Source organism: Imperialibacter roseus (assembly GCF_032999765.1).
GTDB lineage: Bacteria > Bacteroidota > Bacteroidia > Cytophagales > Cyclobacteriaceae > Imperialibacter > Imperialibacter roseus.
This window is the reverse complement of sequence record NZ_CP136051.1, coordinates 3,758,348-3,784,235: the sequence shown is the minus strand read 5'-3', so window position 1 is coordinate 3,784,235 and position 25,888 is coordinate 3,758,348. Positions and strand designations below refer to the sequence as shown.

The window sequence follows — 25,888 nt, the reverse complement described above, 5'->3', positions numbered from 1 at the left end:
CATATTGCCGTCCAAAGAATTAAAAATGGAAGAAACCACCGCACCTCTTATCACCAACGACGCAGTCGTATTCGGTATACTCATTGTGATACTGGCAGCCGTATTTGGTACGGCGTCCAGCAAGCGCACTGGCTGGCAGAAGTTCTACTCCATTGTGCCTACCGTACTCCTTTGTTATTTCATTCCATCCATACTCAATTCCATGGGCATCATATCGGGCGCTCACAGCAAGCTGTACTTCGTGGCTTCCCGTTACCTGCTTCCCGCTAGTTTAGTCTTGCTCACCGTGTCGGTAGACCTCAAAGAGATCATGAAGCTGGGGCCAAAGGCGTTGATTATGTTTTTTGCAGGCACGGTCGGTATTGTGCTTGGCGGGCCGCTGGCCATTCTGCTATTTTCGGTTGTTGCACCTGATGTGGTGACTGGCACTCCTGGCCAGGAAGTGTGGAGAGGCATGACGGCCATAGCAGGCAGCTGGATTGGCGGTGGAGCGAACCAAACGGCCATGAGAGAAGTGTTTGGCGTGGGAGGAGAGATGTTTTCCACCATGGTGACTGTCGATATATTGATTGGCAACCTGTGGCTGGCTTTTCTGCTGTATGGAACAGGAAGAGCTGAAAAGATAGATAAGTTTCTTAAATCAGACACCTCAGCCATTGAAGAGGTAAAAAAGAAAATAGAGACATACAGACTCAGCATCATGCGGGTGCCCAACATGTCGGACACACTGATGATACTGGCCGTAGGTTTTGGGGTGACAGGCCTGTCTCACTTCGGCGCCGACATCATTGCGCCGTGGATAGGGGAGAACTTTCCTGGGCTGGAGGAGTACAGCCTTACCTCGGGCTTCTTCTGGATAGTGGTGATTGCTACCACACTGGGGCTGCTGCTGTCGTTCACCAAGGCACGAAATCTTGAAGGAGCCGGTGCTTCCAGGCTTGGTAGCGTCTTTCTTTACATTCTGGTAGCCACTATTGGCATGGAAATGAACCTGCTGGCCATTTTCGAAAACCCGGGACTATTTCTGGTAGGCTTTGTCTGGATATTGTTCCACATCACCATCATGCTGGTGGTGGCCAAGCTGATCAAAGCCCCATTCTTCTTTGTGGCAGTGGGCAGCCAGGCCAATGTGGGTGGTGCCGCCTCAGCGCCCATTGTGGCTTCAGCGTTTAATCCCTCGCTGGCGCCGGTGGGCGTGCTGCTGGCCGTGCTGGGCTATGCGGCAGGCACTTACGGGGCTTACTTGTGCGGGCTGATGATGCAGGCGGTGGCGCCTTAAGTTCTTGCCCAATTTTTATTGGCACGCAAAGGCGCTAAGTCGCAAAGGGAAGAGAAGGCTGGACGCACGGCGACGAAGCTAACAAACTATATGTGGGTGTTACGGCCTCGCAGATATTTTGAGGTACATTTCTGAGCCCAGTAGACGGAGGGTTCTTCAGTAATATTAAAATAAAGGTCGTATTTTTGAATAAAAAGACCCCGGCCATGAAAAATGTAACGATACCTGTAGAAATTCCTTCTGATATTATGTTGGCGCTGAACGAATCTGAGGAAGAGTTGAAAGACCATTTACAGGTGGCCGTGGCAATCATGCTTTTTCATGAAGGAAAGTTGACCATCGGAAAAGCTATTCAATTGTCGGGCTTAACTCGTTACGAGTTTGAAAAATCCCTCGCTAAAAGCAATTTGCCTGTCTCGAATCCAAGTATTGAGCAAGTGATGGCAGATCTTGAGACGATCAAAAAGCTGTAGCCAGTGAAAGTAGTTGTGGCAGATACCGGGGCCATCATTTCTCTTGTGCATGCTTGATCCGTTTTTAATTAGTGTAACTGACTACGTCTCCAAAAAGTGATGAATTCAATGCGAATTAGCTTTTTATTCTTACCAGACTGGAGGTCGTTTCCCATTGAGGCTTCAATGGAGTACTGCGCAGGGTTCAGCGAACAACGGTACTGCCTTCCGCTGCGGTTCGCCGAAGCTTTCACCGAAATAGAGAAGTCCATGAGTAAACTTGTGAGGAGAGACACCTGTTTTTTTTGTCATCGCTTTTGGTGCTAGCTTCTTTTTAGTCTTTATCATCTGAAAATATAAGGTGTATATAAAGAGTAGGTTGGGTATATCCGGCTATATTGTAGGTATAAACCGGGGTGTTGGGTTTATATAATTGTTGTATGCCATTATTTCGTGACGTTATATGCTGGACGAGCTGGACTTTCATAAGTTTCTAGGTAAGGTTAGGTCGGAGCTTGTGGATGACGACTGCGGGATTGAATTGTCCCGAATAGGCCCAATATCATACAGCAGACAACATACAATCAGCCTTGATGGGAATAAATTAATTGACGTTCAGACTCTATCGGATGACTGGGGACCGATCGGCGATTTTTTAAAAGGCCAGTTTGAAAAGAATGAATCTACGCTTGTCTGGTTGAAGATTAATGTCATCGACCAAGCAATCAATGATTACGTTGGCATTGGGATGATAGGCCGACATACAGATTGGTTGCGATTCATTACATCATACCTTTCAGCCGACAGGGCTGATCAAAGTGGCGACTCAATAATTGTCTTGTTTGATCGCCGACTGAGTTGGGCAATCAGCTTTACCATTAGTCAAGACCACTCAACATTGACCATGGAAAAATTCGGATAGTAAAGGCATACAACACAAACCTATGACGTCATGGGGCTTTACTTGTAAGGAAATGGCCGTGGGGATTGCAGTCCCCGCCACTTTGTGTATTTTTATTCATCGGCGTGGCTATTTGCGGACGGCAACGGTATATCTTACCAATCCCCACGCCGCATAGCTAGTCGTTATGCTTAAGAATACAAGATGTTGGACATCAGCACTTTTGAATTTAAATGTTCCTGTTGTGACGAAATTCACGTAGGGATTCCGAGCTTAGGAAGCAAAGCTCCAAACTACTACTTCTCAATACCTGAAGAAGAAATTGAGGAAAGAGTTTTTCTAACTTCTGACACTTGCGTAATTGATGATGAGCATTTTTTTATCAGGGGGTGCTTGGAACTCCCGCTAATTGGACGGGATGATTTCTTCAGCTTTGGAGCTTGGGTGTCTTTAAGCGAGGAAAATTTTGAAAAATTTGAATCCCTTTTTGACAACCAACAGCGGAACCATACTAAACCTATGTACGGTTGGTTTTCTTCATGGGTTTGGCCTTTTTACGAAGGCTCAGAAAATATTAGATCCAGAATTCACCTACGAAATAGCGGCATCAGACCATTAATCGAACTTGAGCGGACAGAACATCCTCTTTCTCGGGCACAAACCGAAGGCATTTCTACAGAGCAAGTAATTGAGATGTATGAACACTACGTCCATGGGAAGAAAAAAGCATAACACAAAGCTAAGACATCATGGGGTCTTAGCCGCAAGGAAATCGCAGTGGGGATTGCAGTCCCCGCCACTTTGTGTATTTTTATCATCGGCGTGGCTAAGTACGTACGGCGGCGGAATCTCTTAACAATCCCCACGCTGCTTAGCTAGTCGTTATAGGGCATAATCTTCAAGCATGAATAACCACAACGACGCTTTGAACCGATTCATGCGGTATGAATCTGCCATAAACCGCCGGTTTCAAGATGGCATACCAACTGAATTTAATTCAGAGTTAAAGCTCCTCTTTTCAGAAAATACAGACGGTTACAGCTTTTATCGAAACAAGCTTTATTATGAATTGAAACGAATAAAAAACGAACACCACTTAATTGATGATTTTCATAAACTTATCAGTACAACCAAAAAATTATATCCGGAAAAATTCAAATATCTCTTTAACAAGATATCAAATGATGAACTACTAGACGAGTATGACGTCTCTAGGTTTAACATGATTGAGATATGTGATGAATTAAAAACACTAGAGAAGATAACACAACAATCTTGCTTTCTATATCAGTCAATATATGAGATAAATACTCTTTACATAGTCCTTGGCTCTATTTCAGAGCTTCGAAAAAATGGAAATATAAATTTCACTTTGGATAATCTAAGAGATAGGGCGGGTCATCTAAAAAAGGGTACAACTATTGACTATATCGCATCAAGAATTTCTGACCTACCACACTTATTTAATTCATTCACTAAGACATTTCACTCCAAATTACGAAATACCATCGGCCATAACAGCTATGTCAGAAAAGATCAAGAAATCTGTTCAAGAGATGGTCAAACTAAAGTTTCAAGAAACGAATTTATTGAAGCCTTGTATAATTTTCAGGAGATGGATAATGCACTTATTAACGCATTATCCTCTGAAGGTCTGTTAGACTCTTGCAGTGAATTGGCAAAATGTGGATTATTAGCAATCGCCTTTGCTGGAAGACACAATAAAAAAGTACTGGTGGTATTTCAACTGTGGTGCTTTTACGATTTAAGAAAAGACCAACCTTGGTTGAAAGAGGTGACTTTTAAATTATCTTCCGAGGATGTCGAAACCACCTTAGGAGCTTCTTTAAATCAAAAAGGTAAAAACTCAAAAACGCTAAGATGCTGGTTTAAAGAGCTTAATGAACAAGACCCTTTAAAAGTTGAGATTATTACGATTCCAGTCACACCGGTTTATCAATCCGGTGATGAAGTATTAACTCTAGACGCTGGTAAATTCAAAGAATTAGAATCCCAAAAAACTAAGTCTGTTGGCTATCAAATTGAAAGAGCCCTATAACACAACGGTAAAATGAATGTGGGCTTCACAGGTTATCAAAGGTTAGTTGGCTTGGATTGCCCGCCACAATTTATAATTTTATCATTGGCGTGGCTAAGATGTAGTGGAAGCGGAGCTGCATAAAACTCCCACACTCATTTTACCGAGGCGTAGCCTCAAGAAACTTGCTCGATGAAATATTGCTTGCTTTTAATGCTCTCTCTAATTGTAAGTGGGTGTTCCGCTGACGGTGCATTTAGGACACGGCAGGGCATCACAAACCGACACCGTATCTACATAATTCCAATGAGAGCACCATTCAATGAAATGGATAAATACAATAAGCTAATCATTGAGAAGCCGATAGTAATCTCAAATACTGATGCAATACGTGGGATTGTAAGGGAATGGGGAGGTTCGCCAACAAACGACTTGGGCGTTCCGACATACAATGTTTTTTTAACTGACGGACCAACAGTCATTGAAAAGATCATGGTAAATGAATCTCTGACATCGCTTATCACCCGGCAAGGAAATTATGCTTTCGACCAAAACCTTCTATTTAAGCACCAGTCTTTCATTGACGAATTGGAATGGGTCTCTATCGAGATGCCTGACGTGACTGAAGCTAAAAAACTACTCCTAAACCTCCGAGTCAACAACTTCTTTTTGCCAGAATTTATCAGACCAAACAGCGCTTTCACGGACTACTCAGGCGAAATGACAATAGAAACCAAAAGACTTGACGACATTGATCAGTTGGAATCTCGAATTGCCTCGGACTTCGGAATCAAATCGGTTTTTGTTCATTCAACTAATCAGATTGGTGAAGACAGTGTTTCAGTCAACTTATGGACAGCAGTAAATCCAAGCGTTGGTGTCTCCAACAACTACAAAGTGAGCTCAGCATGGAAAGAATTTACCGACGTTGAGTTTAACATTGGAGGTTGTACAGCAGATTCGGTACAGTCAACAATTATGAGACTTGGCCTTAATGCCATTGTGAGATAAATGTGGCTAACACAGCGGTAAAATGAATGTGGGCTTCACCAGTTATCATAGGTTAGCTGGCTTGGAATGTCCGCCACAAAGTATAATTTTATCATCGGCGTGGCTAAGATGTAGTGGAAGCGGAGCTGCATAAAACTCCCACACTCATTTTACAGAGGTTGGGTGCAATTATGGCTGGACAAAGATGAGACTTCTAATAACAATATTTGCACTGACTTTACTGCCTACAATTGTACTGGGACAACAACGAACAATTAAAGGCCGACTTGTTAGTGTTGACGACAGGACTCCAATACCAGGATGGAATGTTTTAGAACCAGGAACCAAAAACGGGACGGTGACTGACGTCAATGGTGAGTTCACATTGACACTAAATTCACAGCCGACAATTATTTGGTTCCCTCAATGCTTTACTCAGTTGTATGTGGAGTATGAGGAGAATATTGACTTCAAAGAAATAGTACTTGGGACAGATATTAGAGACCAGATTTATAAGGACAGTAAAAAGATTGAACGAAAACTAACAAGGGCACAGCCGACAAGAAATTTATGGGGAGAAATAATTCATAAGAAAACTAAAGACCCAGTTGACAGCTGTGAAATCAGAATAAAAGGAACTATGGAGGTAGTTTATTCAAACGCCAAAGGTGGCTTCATGATAACCGTCCCTAACAATAAGACTATTCAACTTGAGATAAACAAAGGAGGATTATCTCAATTGGTTACATACGACGTTGACACAGACTTTAAAAGAATGAAACTAAAATATAAGTAAGCCATAACAGCACCCAACAATGCGCATAATGCATGACGGCTTCATCGGTTTCCAATCATTTGCTGGCTTGGAATCTACGCCACAAAGTATAATTTTATTCATCTGCGTGGCTAAGTGCCGGTGGAAGCGGAAGTGCATTGTAAAACCCCTCTCGCCATAGCCAGGTTAGTCGTAATGGTAAAATAAAAATGGCAAAAGACTGGAAACAACTACTATTAAAATCTGGACTCCCATTTGAATATGCAGTTGCTGAGCATTTCGTTAAATCAGGTTGCCTAGTATGGGGAGAGTATCAATACTCAAGGCCAGACGAGACTGGTAAGGAAAAAGATTTTTCGTATGATATAGATGCAAACTACTGGAATGGCTGCAGCATTGACTTAATGGTTGAATGTAAATACAAGACTCAGCCAACCAAATGGTTCTTTTTACCAGACGCATACGGATATCAGAATGAAGCAGATCCTGATGGATTTTTTCATGTTGGCGACCAATTTGTTCATAAGAAATTTCAATTTGCCAGGGGACAGTTGCTTGACAAAAAGTACCTTGCTCCTTTATGTCTGAAAGGTGTTGAAATTTTCGAAAATGATTATCTTGAAACGAACATTTTTAAAGCAATCAATCAACTGTCATATGCCTTTGTTGACAAACTGATAGGCTCGTTTAATGAGCAATTACATACTGAGACTTTTTATGATACGGCTTTCGTACATGTGCCAGTTATTGTAACGAATGCAGATCTTTACCTGATAAATAAAAGAACAACGATAAGCCAAATTGAGAATGCATCTGATATAACTGAAGTGGCAGAAAAGCATCCTTTTTTGGTGTTTAGAAACAAAGCAAACGGAGACTTAAAGAGGTACAATGGCAAGAAACTCAATGATTACTTTGAATCAATTGATAAACAAAGAGCTATTCAGTATTTGAACTATCATTTTCAATTTGAACAGTTTTTGGAAGACATGTCCGAACTCCCGGGATATATTCTTGTAATGAACCATTCTGAGTCATCAAACAATTACGAAATTCTGCTTAACTACATTAGACAATTAATTGCTGAAAAACATCCTGAAGCAATAAAGAGAAGAAGCCCGCCAGCAAATTACATTACTGAATTGGACAACCAATTAAAAGAAATCCTCAAAAGAAAGGGTGATCAAAAAAACCGCTAACAAGAATCCAAACAATGAATGGTGGCTTCCTCAGTTTTCAAGCATTTGCTGGCTTGGGCATCTCCGCCATAAAGTATAATTTTATCATCGGCGTGGCTAAGTACGGACGGCAGCGGTAACTCTTGATCAAGCGGAAAATCTGGGGGGATTGCCCTTTAAACCCAATATCCCAAGTGGTCATAAAAAAGCAAAAGGTTCAAGCCTGTCCGACTGGAGAAGCCCGGCCGGGCGAGACGCATTGAACCAGTTTTGCTTTTTTATTTAGCCACAAACGAAACATTCGATCCCCCAGAAATACATATTGATCCGTAACTCTTACCAATCCCCACGCTGCATTTGCGTTGAACTCCGTTACGGGTGCGCACTCACCCACTCCTCACCCCCCTCAAAAATCTCTTTTTTCCAGATGGGAACAGTTTGCTTCAGTGTGTCAATAATGAATTCACAGGCCTGGAAGGAGGCCTTGCGGTGGGGGGTTGAAACGGCAATCACTACTGCTGCCTCGCCAATCTCCAAATGCCCTTTGCGATGCACCACCACCGCTTTGATCACGGGCCATTTGGCTTTGGCCTGGTCCACAATCTTCTGGATTTCTTTTTCAGCCATGGGGTCGTAGGCTTCGAAGTCGAGGGACAGCACCTGCTTTTCCTGGGTTTTGTTGCGCACCGTGCCAATGAATACGTTCACCGCACCGGCGCCTTCTGCCTGGGCTGCCTCAATGGCTTCGTGGATGTCGATGGGTTGGTCTGTAAGTTTGATCATAGTTGAGGAAGTTGGGAGACGGAAGACGGAAGACGGAAGACGGAAGTTAGAAGACCGGAGACAGAAGACCGGAGGGGGAAGTCGCCAGCAATTTCAAAATCTTCAAATCCGCCATTCTTAAATCTTTAAATCAACAAATTCTCCGAATCATCAGTTGCTCATCCTCCGCTTACCGGTGGCACGAGCACTATCGTATCAGCCGGGCTGAGTACTGCTTCCTTTTCTGCATACTCTTCATTCAGCGCTACCGCCAGCGACGTCAGCTTTTGAAACGCCGGGTACTCTTTGTTCAGTAGCGCCAGCAAATCAGCTACCGTAGCTCCATCATTCATGCTCAGCATGGTCTTCCTGTCGCCAAGTATATCCTTCGCTATGCCAAATGCCTGAATCGTTAATTCCATACAGTAAAGTAAATCAATTTGCGACCTCTTCTCAACACAACAACCAATTATGGGGAATAATCCCCTCTTTCCACCAAACAATTTCTAAATCAGCTTAAACTTTACCAACTTGAATTCGTGTTGTAACACTAACTATGCAGGGAAAACAGTTTTTTGATAATCACGGAAGGCCCATAGAGTATGTGCGGCTGGCTGTTACCGACAGGTGCAACCTGCGCTGCTTTTACTGTATGCCGGAAGAAGGCATCAGGTACCTGCCCAAAAAGGAGCTGCTCACCTACGAGGAAATGCTGCGTCTTGTAGGGATCATGGCTGGGTTTGGGGTGAAAAAGGTGAGGCTTACCGGTGGAGAACCTTTTGTGCGAAAAGACTTGATGTACTTTATCAAAAAGCTCAACGAAATTCCAGGCATCGAAGGCATTCATATCACTACCAACGGCGTTCTGACATTGCCTCATATTGAAGAGTTCAAGGCGGCAGGTATCAAATCGGTTAATTTGAGCATGGATACGCTGGATCGTGAGCGCTTTCACTCTATTACCCGCCGGGACGAGCTGCCAGCAGTGATGGAGACTTTTCATGCGCTGCTCGACCAGGGAATTGAAACCAAGATCAATGTCGTGGTGATGGACGGACAGAACACGGACGATATTGTGCCGCTGGCCATGCTGGCAAAAGCACACAAAGTGGACGTGAGATTCATAGAAGAAATGCCTTTCAACGGCGAGGGCTCGCATTACCCTGTGCTGGTGTGGACGCATGCGAAGATTCACCAGGAGCTGGTCAGGGCATTCCCATCGCTCAGTCGAAGAGTAGACGAAGCCGCCTCAACGTCAGCAACGTATGGCATAGATGGGTTCAAAGGCTCTGTAGGGATCATTGCAGCTTTTACGAGGAGCTTTTGCGGCACCTGCAACCGAATCAGGATGACCGCTCAGGGCACGCTGAAAACCTGCCTGTACGATGACGGTGTGCTTGATTTGAGAGCTTTGCTAAGAAATGGCGCCAATGACGCAGAAATTAGCGCCGCTTTGCTGAAGGCATTTGGGCAAAGAGCAAAAAACGGGTTTGAAGCGGAGGCAAGAAGAGCAAAAGGACATGCCGTGTCGGAAAGCATGTCAACCATAGGTGGTTAAGCCGCCATTTTTGGTGTTATTGCCTGCTAGTACCCGGGGAAGTTTTGGAAAGCTAGTTGGAAGTAAAGGTTGGTTGTAGATTTTTTCAGGAAGAATTGAGTTGGGTGATGGTAAATAGAGATATAGCTACAAGAATACATATTACTATTTTTTTGATGCTGCTGTGCTGCTCAATGATGGCGCAGTCGATAAAAGTGGCAGTGGCCTCCAATCTTTTGCTACCAATGCAGGCCATTGAAAAGAAATTTGAGAGCAAGTACCCCTACGAAGTGGAACTCATTCCAGGAGCTTCCGGCACTCTCACCTCGCAGATCATCAACGGCGCTCCATATGAGATTTTCGTTTCCGCCGACGATAAATACATTGATGAGGTAATTGACAAAGACAAGGCGCATGGTGGGCCACAAATTATTTGCTTTGGGACTGTGTATCTGTGGGTGAAAAGCGGCATTGCCGGAGACGATCCGGCGGCTATTCTCAAACAGGAGAAGGTGAAATCCATCGGTCTGGCACACCCTGACCTGGCGCCATACGGCAAGCTGTCCAGAGATTGGCTGGAAGTGAAGCAGCTGGGGGTGTTAGTGCACGACAAGATCGTGTATGGCACCAGTATCGGTCAGGTCAACCAGTACATTGCGGCCGGTTCTGTCGATGCGGCTTTTACGTCTAACTCTCTTAAGTTCAGTCAGAAGAAAGGCGAGGGCAAGTTTATTAAAATTGAGGAGATTTGGATGGATCCCATACCACAAACGATGCTTATTTTAAAGACTGACGGCCCCGGGCTTTTCGTTGCTACGCTTTTCAAGGATTTTCTTCTGGGCAAAGAGTCCCGCCGGATATTTCAAGATTTTGGTTACGAACTCCCTGTGGCAGAGTAACCATGGAGCAGTTCATGGCCCCCTTGTGGTTGAGCCTGAAATTGGCCGTGTTTACGACGCTAATTCTTGCGTTGGTCGGGGTCGTTTCGGGCTACGTGCTCCACATGTTTTCTTTCAGGGGAAAAAGCCTCATCAGGGCCATTATCGCCCTCCCTTTGGTGTTGCCCCCAACAGTTCTCGGCTACTACCTGCTGGTGGCCATGCAGCCCGATAGCTTCGCTGGCGGCGTATTTGAAAAGCTCTTTGGTGTTCGGATGGTATTTTCTTTCTACGGCATTTTGCTTGGCAGCATTGTTTTTAGCCTTCCGTTCATGGTAAGTCCCATTTTATCGGGGTTAGACGCACTGCCAAAATCGTTAAGGGAGGCGTCGTTTACCCTCGGAAAAACAAGGCTTCAGACCTTTTTTAAGGTGCTTGTTCCCAATATCAAATCGTCGTTGTTCGCAGCGTTCATCATGACCTTTGCCCATACTATTGGCGAATTTGGTGTGGTGCTGATGATTGGCGGCAACATACCCGGCCAAACGAGGGTGGCATCGATTGCTATCTTTCACGAAATGGAGGCCATGAACTACGATGTCGCCAACCAGTACGCCCTGGTGCTGCTGGTTTTTTCACTTGTCATCATTTTCCTTGTTCAGTGGCTTCAAAAGCGGATAGCACTATGGTAGAAGCAGCTTATTCACTGGATTGTAAAAAGAAGTACGCCGACAGGGGCCGATCCTTTTCGCTGGAAGCGGAGCTGACACTCAGCAAGGGTTCTTTCACGGCACTGATGGGCCCGAGTGGTGCCGGCAAAACCACCCTGCTGCGGCTGCTGGCCGGTTTAGAAAAGCCAGATAGCGGCGTCATTAGTGCGTCGGAATTTGTGTGGTCATCGCCTTCATCTTTTGTTGCTCCCCAACGCAGGCATATAGGCTACGTATTTCAGGACTATGCGCTATTCCCTCACCTGAATGTGAAAGCGAACATCCAATACGGATTCAGGGAAGAAGTGGACAATACCTGGTTGGAGCAACTGCTCACAGTGTTCAAAATACAAGACCTGGTCAACGACCGGCCCGCCTCACTCTCTGGTGGGCAACAACAGCGGGTGGCTTTGGCGAGGGCTTTGGCGGCAAAGCCAGCACTGCTGCTGCTCGATGAACCCATGGCGGCGCTCGACTTCAGCCTTCGGAACGAGATAAGGGGTGAGCTCAAGCAAATGCTTGGCCTGCTCAATACCACAGCAGTGATGGCAACGCACGACCTGCTGGAGGCGACCATTTTGGCCGATCATGTGGTATGGTTGGAAGATGGGAAAGTGCTGAGAGAAGGAGCGCCCAGAGAGGTGCTGAAAGCTGAGCTGCTCAGGTTAAAAGAACAAACCAGGGATATCTGATACTTTATCCGCCAATCGACACCGGTTTCGTTTTATTTCTGATTTCGTAAGGTTAACTTTCTGGTGTCATCTTACAAAAATCAGATCATGAACACCCGCCGAAGTTTCCTCAAAAAATCATTTCTAGGCAGCCAGGCACTGGTTTGGGGCGTGCCGGTAGTCTACGGCAGCGTGGTGCCGGAAAAGTACCCGTTTGTCGGTAAATGGCTGGCTGATCCGGAGATGCTTCCGGGTAAAAACGCTGGTTTGAAGGTGCTTGGCGAAAGACCCTGGAACATTGAAACGCCGCCACACTTACTTGACGACAAGGTGACACCTGCCGATAAAATGTTTGTGCGTAACAATGGCCTGATGCCTGAGGCTATCGATGTGGCTAACTGGTCGCTAACGATCAACGGAGAGGCTGCCAAAACGACGAAATCCTATTCTATCGCTGAGCTTAAAAGCAAATTTAAAACTTACACCTACCAGCTTACTATTGAGTGCGGCGGTAATGGCAGGGCGGAGTTCAACCCACCAGCCAAAGGCAATCAGTGGGAAGTTGGTGCGGTTTCGTGCGCCAAATGGACAGGCGTGAGGCTGAAAGACATTTTGATGGATGTGGGCATAAAAGATGATGCAGTGTATATCGGCTACTACGGCAAGGATGTGCACCTGAGCAACGACCCTGAAAAAGTAGTGATATCGAGAGGAGTGCCCATTAGCAAAGCGCTCGAAGACGAAACCCTGGTGGCCTGGGCAATGAATGGCGAGGATATTCCCTTGGCCAACGGACATCCTTTAAGACTTGTGGTGGGAGGATGGCCAGGCTCTACTTCCGGAAAATGGTTGAGTGCTATTTCCGTGAGAAATGTAGTGCACGATGGTGAGAAAATGGGCGGTGACAGCTATCGTGTTCCCTGCGAAGCGGTAGCACCCGGTGAGGTGGTGCCCGATGAAAACATGTGCATCATAGAAGGCATGCCTGTGAAGTCGATCATTACCTACCCGAAAACAGGGGCCATGATCAAAGCGGGTCAAACGCTTCCTGTCCGTGGGCATGCCTGGGTGGGGGATAAGAGTGTGAAAGAGGTGCACGTGTCGTCCGATTTTGGTGCCACCTGGCAGGCTGCCAGTCTGGAGCGACCTGCCAACCGACAGGCCTGGCAGCATTTTAGCGCTGAATTAAAGCTGCCTGCCACGGGCTACTACGAAATATGGGCCAAGGCAAAAGATAGCGACGGAAAGAGCCAGCCCATGGTGGTGCCCGGATGGAACCCCAAAGGCTATCTGAATAATGCGTGCCATAGAATAGCCGTGAAAGTAAGATGATGGAGAAGAAAAACGATTTACTGGAGGTGCTGCAAAAAGCCACAGGTGCCTTAATAGGGATTTTAAGCCTGGCCTTAATTCTTTCTCTGGGGGCTTCTTACCTGTTCTTTTTCTACAAGCCATCGCCGAAGCCGGTACTTGCTCAGCAGGAAACAGCAACGCCTGTAGCTAAAGTTGAGGCCGTTGCTCCAAAGGCCGAAAACGGCACTATAGATGAAGAAACAGGCTTTATCATCGATGCTGGGTGGGAGCTGGCCAAAACCAACTGCACCAACTGCCACGCAGCCACCCTTGTGACGCAAAACAGGGCCACAAGAGAGGGATGGGAAGGTATGATACGCTGGATGCAGCGGACACAGAAGCTGTGGGACCTGGGCGAGAACGAAGCGGCCATTCTTGACTACCTGGCTAAAAACTATGCGCCTGAGAACAAAGGCAGAAGACCCAACCTGACAGACGTGGAATGGTATGAGCTGGAAGGGACTAAATAGCAGACTACAAAAGTTTCGGAGCGGACGTTGCTATGCGACGTCAGAGGTTGTCGGAATGTCCACATACCCTTCTTCCCGCCGCTAAACTTTTGTAGTCTGGTCTATCAACTATGCATTCAGTGTGTGTTCAACGGAAATAGCAGCAGTCAATGACTTGGAGATGGGGCAGTTTTTTTCCGCATCTTTCACGCACTCCGCAAATTTTGAGTCGCTTATTCCTTTCACCTTTGCTTTGAGCGTCAGATGGGATTTGGTGATAGCTCCATCTTCAAGCGTAACCTTGCAGGTAACATCAAGGGTGTCGGGCACAAAACCTGCCTCAGTCAAGCTGAAGCTCAGCTTCATAGCGAAGCAGCCCGAATGAGCGGCAGCTATCAGCTCTTCCGGATTGGTGCCAACTCCCTCTTCAAACCTCGAGGAAAAGGAGTACTGAGTTTTATTAAGTACCGTACTTTGTGTGGTCAGGTGTCCTTTGCCTTCTTTTCCACTTCCTTGCCAAACGGCTGTTGCTGATCTTTTCATATGAATGGGATTTTTTGATTGAACAATGATATTTGTGAGTTAAATCGATGATGAAATGCTCGCATCCAAGTTAGTATTTATTAACTTGACTAGTAACTAAGCCTCGTATTAAGTTAATGAGAAAGCATTTTTTATCGTCAGCGGGTATACTGCTTATTTTCTGGATGCTCTTTGCTGCGTGTACCAAAGAGCAGGAAACGATTTATAGCGTTCCCGACGAGTTGCAGTCTTTTGTTGACACGCTTGTGTCGAAAGCCGCCCAGCGTGGTGTTAGGCTTGAGCTGTCAAACAACCTGATCATTGAATACGGCCTGAACACTGAGGGCATTTTGTGCGGCTCCTGTGTATTCGTTGGCAAACAGCTGAAAATTGAGATCAATCAGCAAAACAAATGCTGGAGCGATAAGATTACACAGGAAGCCTTGATGTTGCATATGCTGGGCCACTGCGCTTTGCGAAGAATTGATCACGATGATGCCCTGCTACCCAATGGAGATGCAAAAAGTCTAATGAATGGTGAATTCATTGACCAATACGCTTGTATTTTCGACCTCAGCGGCGAAAACAATTGCAACAATCTGTACAAGAGAGACTACTATTTGGATGAGCTATTTGACCCGGACACTCCAGCGCCAGATTGGGCGAAATAGGGAAAATGAAACGCACAGAGCACTAAGCCGCCGCTATTTGCTCGTCACCAGTTATTCGAACTGATAAACCCGCACATAGTCCACCTCCATCGTCGATGGGAAAATGTTGTCATCCACTCCTTGTAAACCTCCCCAATTGCCACCAACGGCGATGTTCAGCAAAAAGAAGAACGGCTTGTCAAACGGCCAGTTGTCCTGCGTGGGTACGGTGGGTTTGTTGAATGTCAGTTTTACGTTGTCGATATCGTCCAGATAGAATTTGACGTATCGCTCCGTCCAAAGAATACCATAGTTGTGGAACTCCTCTTCAATGGTTTCCAGCTTCATGGGTCCAGTGGTAATTTGGGTTCCCTGCACATGGTTATTGGCCTTGCTGTGGATAGTGAAGTGGACTTCATTGGGAGCATAGCTCACATATTCCATGATGTCGATTTCGCCGCAGTCGGGCCAGCCAACCTGACTGATATTGTCGCCCAGCATCCAGATCGCAGGCCAAACGCCCTTGCCTTTCCATTCGGGTATTTTGGCCCTCACCTCCATGCGTCCGTAGGTGAACGTCTCCTTACTCAGCATGCGTGACGATGTATAGTCGCCCACTTTCTGACCGGGTCCTGTCTTTTTGGCGGTAATCTTCAGCAACCCGTCTGAGACCGTAGAGTTTGGGCCGCTGGTATAGTTTTGCCATTCATTGTTGCCCCAGCCATTGGCCCCGGTTTCGAACTTCCATTTCTCCGTGTCCACCGCTTCCCCGTCAAATTCGTCAGACCAGGCCAGGGTGGCTTCGTCCCAGTCGACTTCCGCTACCGGTTCGCCGGGCTCAGGCACCTCTGGTTTTTGCTGTTCATCTTTGCTTTGTTCCTTGCAGGGCAGCAGTAGGAAGAGCGCAAAAAATATGGATAGAGATATCTTCATGGCTTTGTATGGTTAGCTGGAAAGAATGGCTTTGGCCTGATATAAAATTAGGCAACTTTGCGGTAAAACTGACGTCAAATACAGCCTTTGTAAAATACTGTGGCCGGTTGCACCTCCAGCTTGTAGGTTTTTTCGTCCACCGACACATCGGGTGCAAACAATTTCTTTGCTTCCTCGAGGCTTTTGGCCTTGAACAAAATGATGCTTTTGTCGGCGATCTTTATACCGGCCGTAATCACTCCTGATTGTTTCAACCGGAACAGGAAAGCAGAATGATCCATAAAGTAGGGCTGCTCCGCCGGAGTTTTGCCAGCCTCCCATTTTTCACCGTTGGAATAAACAGCCGCAAATTCCAAAAGTGGCTCCGGGTCTGAGCTGTTTTGTGCTAACAGACTTTGCGACAGCGCCAGGAATAGCATGGCAACGAGGAAGCTTGATGTTTTTGTCATAAATAGGGTTTTACAAACGGCGTTTTTTTTTGACTACTTCTTAATGGTTCATTTTTTCAAATGTAGGAAATTTACGTCTTGATTAATGCGTTGTTATTCACGTAAAGCTGCCCAAGTATAATTTGCCCGGTACTTTTACAGCACGCACTTTCACTTTACCTTCACGTTTCAAAAAAAAATCAGGTTTTGCAGCGACACGTCTCCTTTTCTTTTTCAGCTCCTTATTACACACTCAACAATGTAACGCCTGCCACCAAATACATATGGGTGGTGTGTCATGGTTATGCGCAACTGGCAGAGTTTTTTGTTCAAAAGTTCGATTTTTTGGATCCGAGCAAGCATTTTGTCATTGCGCCGCAAGGGCTTAGTCGCTTGTATCTCGATCAGACCTATGGAAGGGTGGGGGCAAGCTGGATGACAAAAGAGGACAGGGAAACTGAGCTGGCCAATCAAAGGGCCTACTTCGATGCGGTTTTTGATCCTATTTTTGAAGACATCGACTTTGACCACTACAAGCTGATTTTGTTTGGCTTTTCGCAAGGCGTATCGGCCGTGGCGAGGTTAGCTGCACACAAGAAGTGGCCCTTTCACAAAATGGTGCTGTGGGCAGGTGGGTTCCCAAAAGAACTGACGCCGGCAGATTTCGAATTTGCGTCGCCAAAAGCAGAGGTGATTGGCTGCATTGGCAGGCAAGATATTTATTATAGCGAGCAGCTGCTGGCTCAGGAAAAGGTAAGACTCAAAGAGCTGTTTGGCAAGAACACCAGAAGCCTGGTGTTTGAGGGGAAACATGAAGTGAACAGAGAGGAACTGATGCGACTGGCATCGAAATTTTAAAGGGAGGATGCCGACGGCGCCCTCCCTCAAAATATTTACTTAAAAGCAAATCGCAGGGAAAGAGCGAATTCATCTCCCCAAAATCCACTGTAGCCGACAAGGTTAAAACCTGGTTTCCAGTCCAAACTCAGGTTGACTGGTGAGCCCGGTATGGTATATTCCATACCAAGAATAAGGTCTACACCTATTACGCTGTGGTTGTCATTGTCATCAAACCAGGGATTCTTGTTGCCATCCCAAAAGCCGACATGGCCACCTGCGCCATAGTACCAGCGAAGGCCTGGCTCGTCAAAAGCTATGTCGTGTACTTCGTATAAACCTGTGATGTTTACACCACCCCAGCGGGATGAAACGAGACCTTCCAGGGCACCTTTTTGACTAAGAAAATGCTTGACTGTAAGACCGGCTGATAAACCAGCCCTGAGTCCCACGGCTGTTTTATAATCTGTGTTCTGTGCGTTGGCTGCCGAAGCAATAATTAAACTGGTTGTTACTAATAAAAACAGTTTTTTCATAAAATGACTTGTTGTTTTAGTTTGTTGTAACGTTAAAATATTCAATAAGTTATTCGATTAATTATATTTTACGTACCCATTTAGCTTTTGATGCTTCATTTGCCCAAATGTCAGAGAAGCATCGATCTGGGTGCAAAAATGAAAACAGTTGCGCACAAAATCACTATTGTGTTGCTAATTATCTTCGCAGCCTGCGAACGGTGCTACATGCAGAAGCTAGGCTCCGGTAAAAGTGTTGCTAGCCAGCGAAAATTGGCTCTGTTGCATTAGGCTGTCAATGGCATCGGAAACCTCTTTCGAGGATTCTTCCTGAACGAAATGTCCGGCGTCAAAAGTTCGGACAGTAGCCTGTGGGAGCGCTTCCTTCCATTTATCCAGAAATGCTGGTTTTATAAATTGATCTTCTGTGCCCCAAAGGATCAAAGCGGTTTTATGCTGCCATTTATGTAGTTGTTTAAACTGCTCTTCGTACCAATCGGAAGACCCAAGAAGGGATTGTGCCAGCCGTAAAAGCCCCCACCGGGACGCCTTGTTGGGAAACGGTCTGGTATAGTGAAGGTGTATGGCCTTTGTTAGTTTCGATTTGTCGTGGAAAGATTTTTCCATCAGAATGGATGGGGAAAAATTTGTGTGCAGATAAATTAACTTGCCCAACCTGCTGTTTACCACCTTGTCAACCTTTTGCACATCGGGGTTATCGCTGGTTTTCCAGAGCCAGGTGTTTAGTATCACCAGGTTCCTCACCTTTTCTGGATGCGAGAGGGCGAATGAAAGGCCTATCGGCCCGCCGAAGTCATGGACAACAAGGGTGATATTGGTGAGGCCGAGCTTTTCTACAAACAGGGCAAGGTTGGCTGAGTGGGCTTGAGGAGTGCCGTCGAAATCTTCCGGCTTATCTGACAGCCCGAAACCAATATGATCGACGGCAATGCATCGGTACTTTGTGCGCAGTGTTTTTATTTGCTCTCTGTAAAGGAATGACCATGCAGGCGTGCCATGCACAAACAAAAGTACGTCGCCCCGACCTTCATCCACATAGTGCATTCTGCCAGAGGGAAGGTCGATGTAACGGTGTGAAAAGGGGTAGAGGCTTTCGTCAAGCCAAAGAGGAGTTTGCTGCTTCATTGCTGTTTTATTTTTTAGCAAAGGAATCGAGCGGCAAAGGAATGACTCTTGGTATATACCAAGATTTCAGATTTTCACCCGTGCCAGCAGCTTACTGAAGTTGGTGGCATTAATGCCGAGGTAAGAGGCCAGGTCTTTGTGGGGGATGAGGTTGAGTAATTTTGGACTTCGTTTGACGAAAGCTGTAAACCTTTCTTCAATATCAAAGGCCAGCAGCTCATGATGGCGCTGGATCAGCCCTGCCAGCACAACTTCCGTTGCTTTCTGCATCATCCGTTCCAAATGGCGGTCTTCGCTTAGTAACGACTGGAGCTGATCGTAGGAAAGCCGGAGCAGTTTGCTGGGCGTGATGGTGTCCAGAAAATATTTTGAGGGAGTTTGTGTAAGAAACGACTCAGGGATACCCGAAAAAGAGGGGGCATAAGTGAATGCAATGACGTGTTCATTTCCATCCTTGATATAGTAAGATTTCTGGATGCCCTCCTGAACAAAATAGAGGTACTTCTCAACATGCCCTTCCCAGGTTATTACCTCCTTTCTTTTGAACTCCACCGGTTTCAGACAATCCTCCAGCTTTTGCATGCTCGATGCCGGCAGGTCATAGATGGATTTGAGGAATTTCTGCAACTCACTCATATTCAAAGCAAATTAGTCTTAAGAAAGAGGCTTTATGTCCTAACTTCGTTTTCGAAAAAGGATGACAGGTGTAAAAAGTTTGAGTAAATGAAGATAACCGTAATCAGAGGCCTTTACAAATCGCTTCAGTTATTTGTTTTAACCGGGGCAATCAGCTGGTTAGCGGGTAGTGAGTTGCTGGCACAAGGCATTTCTTTCTCCTACCTGGTGCCAAAAAACGGCTATGTGTCGGCTCCGGTCAGCCCGTTTTCCGTCAGAGGGCTGGGCTATTATTTTGGGCCTGTGGGAATTGAGACAGGCGGCTCCATTTATTCTATGTCAGGGCTTGCGATGGATAAACTACCCTTTGAGGCAGACAAGCCGCTGACAGGCCCGCACTTTTCTATGCTGGTGCCTGTGGAGCTGGCTTTCAAGATAGATACCAAAATTGTGACCTGGTGGATCAGGGGAGGAGCTGCTGGCATCTGGCACATCAACCCAAGGCTGAACGAAGGCAACTTCGACAGGGTACTAAGAGATTATGAAGGCTGGGACGTTGCCAATACTGATGCTACAATTAAAACTAAAATTGGCCTGGGCTGGATAGCCGGCACCTCTTTTGAATGGCACATAGCCAAAGAATTTTCGGTGTCAACCGAGGTCAGCTATTTGTCCGTTGCGTCAGCTGCCACCCTCAACGGCGACTATATTGGCGGCGTGCAGGGGGGCAGCCTGGAAACCAAAGCCATCGATTTTCCTGATGCGAGAGTGAATCTTGAGGGATTTGAAATTTCCCTCGGGGTTACTTTGCGAAGGTAGCTCAAGTCGGCTACCTATTTCCCTCTTGCCTAAAAAGAACCTTCCAGTCAAACTTCCATGCTTTTTCCTGCTCATTTGTCTAATATTGTTGACGAAGGAGTACGATATACGATGAAGCGAATAAAATGGGTGATTGGGGCTGGTGCCATCATTTCTGTGGCCTGCCTGCTTGACGGATGTGTTGGAAATATTGATAAACCTGCGGCTACTTACAAAACTTACTGCGGTGGCTGCCACAACCTGCCGGACCCGGCACAACTAACCAAAGGTGTGTGGGAAAGGCTTGTACTTCCTGAGATGGGCGCAAGGTTGGGTGTAAAGATAGAGGGATATGACCCTTACCGAAGGGTGGACATGAACGAGAAAATGCTTTTGCAGTCCAACAATGTCTACCCTGAAAAACCGATGATTTCTGACAGCGACTGGGAGGCCGTAACGAAATACATTTTGGAAAACGCCCCAGATTCTATGCCTGCCGATCTCGCCAGGGTTGAGAGAAGTAGCGTGCTGACCCAGTTTTCTCCCACTTTTATCAAGACTGAGGACTTCAAGGGGTCTTTGGTAACGCATTTCAGACACGTTGACGACGAAAAGGGAGTGTATGGCGCTAATGCCAACGGGCAAATATGGAAGTGGGAGCCCGGCGACTCCGCACGGATCGAAGAGACATTCAAAACCTCTGTTGTTTCGTTTAACAGGAGCATGGGACGGGAGTTCGTTGTTGAAATGGGACAGATGCACCCAACGGAGCAGTCGTTGGGAACGTTGTGGGAGGTAACGCCGGATCAGCCCCAAAGAAAGGTAGCTGAGTTTTTGCAACGGCCGGTGTTTAGCCTGGTCGAGGATTTTGATGGTGATGGCACCGACGAGATACTTGTCTGTGAGTTTGGCAACCTGATTGGCCAGCTGACTTTGATTTCCGACATAGACGGCCGCAGGGAAAAAACACAGCTGTTGCCCTACGCCGGTTGCATCAAGGTAGAGGTGCACGACATGGACAACGATGGACTGAAGGATCTTGTGGTGCTTGTTTCGCAGGGCAACGAAGGCGCCTATATTTTGTATCAGGGCAAAGGACTGACTTTCGCTGCAAGGCAGATTCTACGCCTCAATCCGCTTTACGGCTCCAGCGACCTTGAGCTTTTTGACTACGATGGCGATGGCGACATGGACATCGCCGTGGCGCATGGCGACAACGCCGACTACTCGCCCATTTTGAAGCCTTACCATGGCATGAGGCTCTTCCTCAATGATGGTAAGAATAATTTCGAAGAGGCGTTCTTCTTCCCGGCTTACGGCGCCACTCAGGTGGAAGCCGTCGACTTTGATCAGGATGGTGACGTGGACTTTGCCATTTCCTGCTTCTTTCCCGATTTCGACAACAACCCCAAAGAATCATTTATCTACCTTGAGAACACTTCTTCGGCCGACTTCAGCTTCCAACCACATACCCTGGCGAATGCCGACGACGGACGATGGATCGTGATGGAGTCCGGTGATATTGACCTCGATGGTGACACGGATCTTATTTTAGGCTCATTTACTTACTCCCCGGCGTTTACACCTAAGTCATTTATCGATAAGTGGAATGCGTCAACAACTGATGTGCTCTATCTTGAGAATAAATTAAAGTAAGCATACTGGCATTGAGGAATTCTTAACGGGCGAAGAATAATTTGTGCATTTTTTAGCATATTGATCAGGCTAACCAACACCTGAACAATTGAAAATAAGTGGTAAGAGAATCGGCCTTATTGTAGGTCTGCTCATTTTCTCTGCGTTGATCTTTTTACCAACGCCGGAGGGCCTTTCTCACCAGGCCATGAGAGCAGCGGCAGTAGCGCTGCTCATGACGTCACTCTGGGTTTCTGAAGCCATACCCATTGCAGCCACGGCGCTGCTCCCATTAGCCTTGTTTCCACTTCTGGGCATTCTCGATGCTGAAACTACGGCCGCCAACTACGGCCACAACTATGTGCTGATGCTGCTGGCTGGCTTCATTATTTCCAAGGCCATTGAGGTTCATCATTTGCACCGACGCATTGCACTTTCCATTATGAACCTCATAGGTAGTAGCCGCCGGATGCTGCTGCTTAGCTTTATGGTGGCTTCGGCCCTCCTGTCGATGTGGATTGCGAACGTAGCAGTAGCTCTGCTCATGCTGCCTATTGCAATGGCTATTATCAGCAGGGAAAATGAAGCTTCGGGGCACAACAAAGACTTCGGAATTGCCCTGATGCTGGCCATCGCCTACGCCTGTAGTATTGGAGGAACAGGCACCCTCATTGGCACCCCGCCCAACATGGTCTTTGCGGGCATGGTTCAAAAGCTTTACCCGGATGCTCCTGAGATTCCATTCTTCCAGTGGATGCTGCTGGGGGTGCCGCTCATTGTCATCTTCCTTCCGCTGATTTGGTTCTACCTCGTCAGGTATTTTAAGATCAAAGGGAAGTTTGAAGGGGGTAAGGAGATTGTGGAGAAAGAACTGAAAGGACTCGGCACGATGAAACCGGCCGAGAAGATGGTACTTGGGATATTCATTTTCACGGCACTCGCCTGGGTTTTCCGCAGGGATATTGTGGTTGATGACTTTGTGCTCCCAGGGTGGGCCAGCTTGCTTGGCGTGTCCGATTGGGTGCATGATTCTACCGTGGCGGTTTTTTCTTGCCTGCTCCTGTTCTTTTTGCCCGACAAAAGCGAGTCCGGCAAGAGACTGATCACCTGGAAGCAAGCCGAGGCCATTCCCTGGGGCACGGTGATGATAGTTGGCGGAGGCTATGCCATCGCTGAGAGCTTCGGAACCACTGGCCTGGCGGCGTGGCTGGGCACAGAGCTTCAGTTTATAGCCAACTGGTCGCCGCTACTGGTGCTACTGAGTGTGATCACGCTGATGACTTTTCTGACGGAGATCAACTCCAATACAGCTACGGCCAATATCTTCCTGCCAGTGCTGGCTACCATGGCTGTGAGCAGCGGCACACATCCTTACATGCTGATGATACCAGCCACCATTGCCTGTTCATTTGCCTTTATGCTGCCGTCGGGTACGGGCACCAACACGGTCATTTTTGGCAGTGAGCTGGTGACCATTCCGCAAATGGCCCGGGCGGGGTTCTGGCTGAACCTGATCAGCATTCTGTTGTTGACGATTGTTCTTTACCTCGTGGCTGTGCCGGTGTTTGATATGGGGGGAGCAGTGCCGGCTTGGGCGAAGTGAGGTGGCGTGTGAAGACACAAGGCCACAACGACATTGAGTCATGAAGACAGAAAACCACACACGATTTGTAGCTTTTGTTATGGTTTCGTGTCTTCACAAACCATCGCAAAAGCGGTTTGTGGGAACGCTAAGTCTGACGGCAGTGATTTTTGGTAGATAAAGATCCACGAGCGAAGAAGTGGCTTGTGAAGACACAAGGCCACAACGACAGGTGGGTGAAGTGAGGTGGCTTGTGGAGACCCAAGGCCACAACCAATGTCACGAGTGAAGAAGTGGCTTGTGAGGACACAAGGCCACGACAACAACAACAACAACAACAACAACAACAACAAGCGAAGCAATGCCTGGTTGGGCGAAATAAAGTGGTTTTTGAGAATACTATCCCTTCTTTCTAGATAGCAGGCTTACCCCAAACAACACAATCGCCGTACCAGCCCATTGCCAGAGGCCGATGACTTCGTGGAGGAAAATCATGGACAGGATAATGGTGGAGATGGGGCCGATGTTTCCGGTAATGGCTACCTCCGAAGAGCCTATGCGCTTGATGGCCTCCGATATCAGGAAGGATGGAATCACCGTTGAGATGAGGGCAATCATCAATGCCAGGGTATAGATTTGCCAGGGGAAGTCAAGCAAGGCCAATTGCCCATTGGCGATGAGGTTGTGGAAGATGACAGCGATGCAAGCCACTATCATTGACAATGAGGTGAAGCGAACCGTACCAAACTTCGGGATCAACCTTCCGCTGCCAATCAGGTAAATGGCATAGGTAAGCGCACTCACAAAAATGAGACTGCCTCCAATCAGCGTTTCGTGTACCCCACCTATTTTGATTTTGTCGAAAAAGGCAAGGAGCATGCCGGAGTAGGTAATGCCAATGGCCAGCACTTCCCACTTCGTTACTTTCTTTTTGGTGAAAATGGCAGACAATATCACCACCAGCGTTGGATAAATGAACAGGATAAGCCGCTCCATGCTGGCACTCACATATTCCAGTCCCCAAAAGTCGAAATAGCTGGCGATGTAGTAACCCATGATGCCATACAGGACAATGCGCCATATGTCCTTGCGGGTAATGACCATCGGTTCTTTCTTTCTATTGGTCCACCACAAAATGCCTGCGTAGAAAGGCAGGGCCATGAGCATTCGCAGTGACATAAGGTCGATGGATGAAATATCGAACTGATAGGCCAGCTTAATGAACACAGCTTTGGCACTGAACATAGTGGAACCGAGAGCAGCTAGGCCCAGCGCTGCCCATTTTTCTTTTCCCGTTAAAGTAATGGCTTGCATAGAGCGACGAAGGTAGATGAAAAGTGGTTCTCAATAGCCTTTTTTGGCAACGGATGTTCATTTAATGAGATATATCTGTCCTGGCGCAGGTAATCAAATTTATCTGTTCTAAAGCAGATAAAGTGTATTATCTGTCTATAAGCAGATAATAACTAATCATTGGAAGCGGAACTAGAATAACACCTCAACAGCTACTTTTGAGCAATCAGGTAGCTCATTCTGTTGTGGACACCCTCGCTTATCACATTCAATCCGCTTTTCTCGATCATTGCGCTGACCATGTCGGAGGTTAGGCGGAGCTTGGTGTACGAACTCACCTGCTGCTGCCAAATATCGCCTTGTTTTTCGTGTAGCAGGTCAGTCACTCTCACTGTATTGTCGAAGTACTCAAGCAAGCACGTGTGTATTCTGTTACTATCACTGTTAACAGGGATGAACCGCTGCGTGTCTTCTAGCGCCTGGCTATAGTCACGAAAGGAATAGATAAGCTTTCCTTCTCTGGTCAGCAGATTCGATAGTGTGAGGGTAAGGGTTTCGACCTGTTCGAAGCTTTCCAAATGGCTGATGGTGTCGCCCATACAAACGACAAGCTCTGGTTTGAGGGATCCGTGCCAGTATGTGTCAGTTATATCGGCTTCGATAGTCGAAATGTCCAGGTGGCCTTTGCGCTCCTCAAGCTCTTTGAGGAGCACAGCGCTGAAGTCGATAGCAGTAACACTAAAGCCCAGTCTCGCCAGCGGTATTGCCTGAAGCCCGTGGCCGGCACCAAGGTCAATGGCCAGACCAAACGACTCAGGAATGATGCCGTTTTTCTCAAAGAATGTTTGCTGCTCTGCCGCCTTCTGCTCGAAGTCGCCAACCATCCAGCTGTAAAAATGTGACAGGTGTTGGTCGTAGTGATTTTTCGTGTTCACAAGCAAGCAACACGTAGAAACCCGAG

The 25,888-nt window shown here is 46.8% G+C and carries 28 protein-coding genes; 18 read left to right on the top strand and 10 right to left on the bottom strand.

Annotated elements, in window-relative coordinates; genetic code table 11:
* Nucleotides 1–25 precede the first annotated feature (25 nt).
* The 7 genes from RT717_RS15790 (at nt 26) to RT717_RS15760 (ending at nt 7,634) form a co-directional block, all read left to right on the top strand.
* Nucleotides 26–1,279 carry a DUF819 family protein gene (locus tag RT717_RS15790; protein ID WP_317487349.1) on the top strand — a complete coding sequence of 418 codons (1,254 nt, stop codon included), beginning with the start codon at nt 26–28 and terminating at the stop codon, nt 1,277–1,279.
* A gap of 206 nt (nt 1,280–1,485) precedes the next feature.
* Nucleotides 1,486–1,752, top strand: coding sequence for a UPF0175 family protein (locus tag RT717_RS15785; RefSeq protein ID WP_151998414.1), 267 nt, complete (start codon nt 1,486–1,488; stop codon nt 1,750–1,752).
* 1,084 nt (nt 1,753–2,836) lie between these two features.
* Entirely contained in the window at nt 2,837–3,364 is a 528-nt protein-coding gene (locus RT717_RS15780; protein ID WP_317487348.1) for a DUF2199 domain-containing protein, read from the top strand.
* Between the two features lie 172 nt (nt 3,365–3,536).
* A complete protein-coding gene (locus RT717_RS15775; protein ID WP_317487347.1) occupies nt 3,537–4,691 on the top strand; it encodes a hypothetical protein in 1,155 nt (384 codons plus the stop codon).
* A gap of 285 nt (nt 4,692–4,976) precedes the next feature.
* Nucleotides 4,977–5,681: an MPN domain-containing protein gene (locus RT717_RS15770; protein WP_317487346.1), complete on the top strand. Its 705-nt coding sequence runs from the start codon at nt 4,977–4,979 to the stop codon at nt 5,679–5,681.
* Nucleotides 5,682–5,865: 184 nt separating this feature from the next.
* Nucleotides 5,866–6,456 (top strand): carboxypeptidase-like regulatory domain-containing protein, encoded by a 591-nt coding sequence (locus RT717_RS15765; RefSeq protein WP_317487345.1) that lies wholly within the window; start codon nt 5,866–5,868, stop codon nt 6,454–6,456.
* A gap of 188 nt (nt 6,457–6,644) precedes the next feature.
* Complete coding sequence (locus tag RT717_RS15760; RefSeq protein WP_317487344.1) at nt 6,645–7,634, top strand: hypothetical protein; 990 nt, start codon at nt 6,645–6,647, stop codon at nt 7,632–7,634.
* Between the two features lie 351 nt (nt 7,635–7,985).
* On the opposite strand, the gene RT717_RS15755 is transcribed toward RT717_RS15760, so the two are convergent.
* Both RT717_RS15755 and RT717_RS15750 read right to left on the bottom strand, forming a co-directional pair.
* On the bottom strand, nt 7,986–8,396 hold the full coding sequence (locus tag RT717_RS15755) for a molybdenum cofactor biosynthesis protein MoaE (RefSeq protein ID WP_317487343.1): 411 nt from the start codon (nt 8,394–8,396) through the stop codon (nt 7,986–7,988).
* Nucleotides 8,397–8,554: 158 nt separating this feature from the next.
* A complete protein-coding gene (locus RT717_RS15750; RefSeq protein WP_151999193.1) occupies nt 8,555–8,797 on the bottom strand; it encodes a MoaD/ThiS family protein in 243 nt (80 codons plus the stop codon).
* Between the two features lie 134 nt (nt 8,798–8,931).
* Here RT717_RS15750 and moaA point away from each other — a divergent pair, with 134 nt between their 5' ends.
* The 6 genes from moaA (at nt 8,932) to RT717_RS15720 (ending at nt 13,994) form a co-directional block, all read left to right on the top strand.
* Complete coding sequence (gene moaA, locus RT717_RS15745; protein ID WP_317487342.1) at nt 8,932–9,933, top strand: GTP 3',8-cyclase MoaA; 1,002 nt, start codon at nt 8,932–8,934, stop codon at nt 9,931–9,933.
* Nucleotides 9,934–10,040: 107 nt separating this feature from the next.
* Nucleotides 10,041–10,811 carry a molybdate ABC transporter substrate-binding protein gene (gene modA / locus RT717_RS15740; protein WP_151999195.1) on the top strand — a complete coding sequence of 257 codons (771 nt, stop codon included), beginning with the start codon at nt 10,041–10,043 and terminating at the stop codon, nt 10,809–10,811.
* A 2-nt stretch (nt 10,812–10,813) separates the two neighbouring features.
* Nucleotides 10,814–11,482, top strand: coding sequence for a molybdate ABC transporter permease subunit (modB, locus tag RT717_RS15735; protein WP_151999196.1), 669 nt, complete (start codon nt 10,814–10,816; stop codon nt 11,480–11,482).
* Nucleotides 11,476–12,192, top strand: a complete 717-nt coding sequence (locus RT717_RS15730; protein ID WP_317487341.1) for an ABC transporter ATP-binding protein — start codon at nt 11,476–11,478, stop codon at nt 12,190–12,192. Before modB ends, RT717_RS15730 begins: the two co-directional genes overlap by 7 nt.
* 87 nt (nt 12,193–12,279) lie before the next feature.
* A complete protein-coding gene (locus RT717_RS15725; protein WP_317487340.1) occupies nt 12,280–13,503 on the top strand; it encodes a sulfite oxidase in 1,224 nt (407 codons plus the stop codon).
* Entirely contained in the window at nt 13,500–13,994 is a 495-nt protein-coding gene (locus RT717_RS15720; RefSeq protein ID WP_317487339.1) for a cytochrome C, read from the top strand. Before RT717_RS15725 ends, RT717_RS15720 begins: the two co-directional genes overlap by 4 nt.
* Nucleotides 13,995–14,102: 108 nt before the next feature.
* Here the strand turns inward: RT717_RS15720 and RT717_RS15715 are convergent, their stop codons facing one another.
* Nucleotides 14,103–14,516, bottom strand: a complete 414-nt coding sequence (locus RT717_RS15715) for an OsmC family protein (protein ID WP_317487338.1) — start codon at nt 14,514–14,516, stop codon at nt 14,103–14,105.
* 116 nt (nt 14,517–14,632) lie between these two features.
* Between RT717_RS15715 and RT717_RS15710 the strand changes: the two genes are divergently transcribed.
* The gene (locus tag RT717_RS15710) at nt 14,633–15,166 is read left to right on the top strand and encodes a hypothetical protein (RefSeq protein WP_317487337.1); all 534 of its coding nucleotides are present in this window, start codon (nt 14,633–14,635) and stop codon (nt 15,164–15,166) included.
* A 51-nt stretch (nt 15,167–15,217) separates the two neighbouring features.
* Here RT717_RS15710 and RT717_RS15705 read toward each other — a convergent pair whose 3' ends face one another.
* Complete coding sequence (locus RT717_RS15705; protein ID WP_317487336.1) at nt 15,218–16,078, bottom strand: glycoside hydrolase family 16 protein; 861 nt, start codon at nt 16,076–16,078, stop codon at nt 15,218–15,220.
* Nucleotides 16,079–16,152: 74 nt separating this feature from the next.
* Complete coding sequence (locus tag RT717_RS15700; RefSeq protein WP_317487335.1) at nt 16,153–16,527, bottom strand: YciI family protein; 375 nt, start codon at nt 16,525–16,527, stop codon at nt 16,153–16,155.
* Between the two features lie 186 nt (nt 16,528–16,713).
* On the opposite strand from RT717_RS15700, the gene RT717_RS15695 reads away from it, so the two are divergent.
* Nucleotides 16,714–17,364: an alpha/beta hydrolase gene (locus tag RT717_RS15695; protein WP_317487334.1), complete on the top strand. Its 651-nt coding sequence runs from the start codon at nt 16,714–16,716 to the stop codon at nt 17,362–17,364.
* Between the two features lie 35 nt (nt 17,365–17,399).
* On the opposite strand, the gene RT717_RS15690 is transcribed toward RT717_RS15695, so the two are convergent.
* The 3 genes from RT717_RS15690 to RT717_RS15680 form a co-directional block, all read right to left on the bottom strand.
* Complete coding sequence (locus tag RT717_RS15690; protein WP_317487333.1) at nt 17,400–17,879, bottom strand: hypothetical protein; 480 nt, start codon at nt 17,877–17,879, stop codon at nt 17,400–17,402.
* 216 nt (nt 17,880–18,095) lie between these two features.
* A complete protein-coding gene (locus tag RT717_RS15685) occupies nt 18,096–19,004 on the bottom strand; it encodes an alpha/beta fold hydrolase (protein WP_317487332.1) in 909 nt (302 codons plus the stop codon).
* 66 nt (nt 19,005–19,070) lie between these two features.
* On the bottom strand, nt 19,071–19,640 hold the full coding sequence (locus tag RT717_RS15680; protein ID WP_317487331.1) for a Crp/Fnr family transcriptional regulator: 570 nt from the start codon (nt 19,638–19,640) through the stop codon (nt 19,071–19,073).
* 87 nt (nt 19,641–19,727) lie between these two features.
* Between RT717_RS15680 and RT717_RS15675 the strand changes: the two genes are divergently transcribed.
* The 3 genes from RT717_RS15675 (at nt 19,728) to RT717_RS15665 (ending at nt 23,655) form a co-directional block, all read left to right on the top strand.
* Nucleotides 19,728–20,438, top strand: a complete 711-nt coding sequence (locus RT717_RS15675; protein ID WP_317487330.1) for a hypothetical protein — start codon at nt 19,728–19,730, stop codon at nt 20,436–20,438.
* A 111-nt stretch (nt 20,439–20,549) separates the two neighbouring features.
* A complete protein-coding gene (locus tag RT717_RS15670) occupies nt 20,550–22,073 on the top strand; it encodes an FG-GAP repeat domain-containing protein (protein WP_317487329.1) in 1,524 nt (507 codons plus the stop codon).
* 88 nt (nt 22,074–22,161) lie between these two features.
* Nucleotides 22,162–23,655 carry an SLC13 family permease gene (locus RT717_RS15665; RefSeq protein WP_317487328.1) on the top strand — a complete coding sequence of 498 codons (1,494 nt, stop codon included), beginning with the start codon at nt 22,162–22,164 and terminating at the stop codon, nt 23,653–23,655.
* Between the two features lie 378 nt (nt 23,656–24,033).
* On the opposite strand, the gene RT717_RS15660 is transcribed toward RT717_RS15665, so the two are convergent.
* Both RT717_RS15660 and RT717_RS15655 read right to left on the bottom strand, forming a co-directional pair.
* Nucleotides 24,034–24,948 carry a DMT family transporter gene (locus RT717_RS15660; RefSeq protein ID WP_317487327.1) on the bottom strand — a complete coding sequence of 305 codons (915 nt, stop codon included), beginning with the start codon at nt 24,946–24,948 and terminating at the stop codon, nt 24,034–24,036.
* Nucleotides 24,949–25,139: 191 nt separating this feature from the next.
* Entirely contained in the window at nt 25,140–25,862 is a 723-nt protein-coding gene (locus tag RT717_RS15655; protein ID WP_317487326.1) for a class I SAM-dependent methyltransferase, read from the bottom strand.
* Between the last annotated feature and the right edge of the window lie 26 nt (nt 25,863–25,888).